The 251-nt window shown below is 59.0% G+C and carries 1 pseudogene; it reads right to left on the reverse strand.

What is annotated here, in order from left to right:
- Positions 1-126, reverse strand: a pseudogene (locus tag ACN8M7_RS26030) (UvrD-helicase domain-containing protein); the annotation flags it as partial.
- Positions 127-251: the final 125 nt, after the last annotated feature.

Genomic DNA, 251 nt, shown 5'->3' on the forward strand with positions numbered 1-251 from the left:
AAAGTTCCTGGCGAAGTTGACGAGATCTCTCAGGTCGACGGCTTCTACGGCCATGGCACCGGGTGTCTGGCTCGTGAGCTGATGGCGACCTTGCACGTTGATGGAGTCCCCGATGATGAGGACGCTATCCGATGTCCGTTGATTTCAACCTCAGAGCATTGAAGACCACCGACGCCGAGCTGACACTCATCGCCAGCGCAGCAATCAAGGGCGACAGAAGATGCCCCGTCAGCGGGTACAGCAGCCCCGCT

It is taken from the genome of Pseudomonas spartinae (assembly GCF_965197125.1).
GTDB lineage: Bacteria > Pseudomonadota > Gammaproteobacteria > Pseudomonadales > Pseudomonadaceae > Aquipseudomonas > Aquipseudomonas composti_A.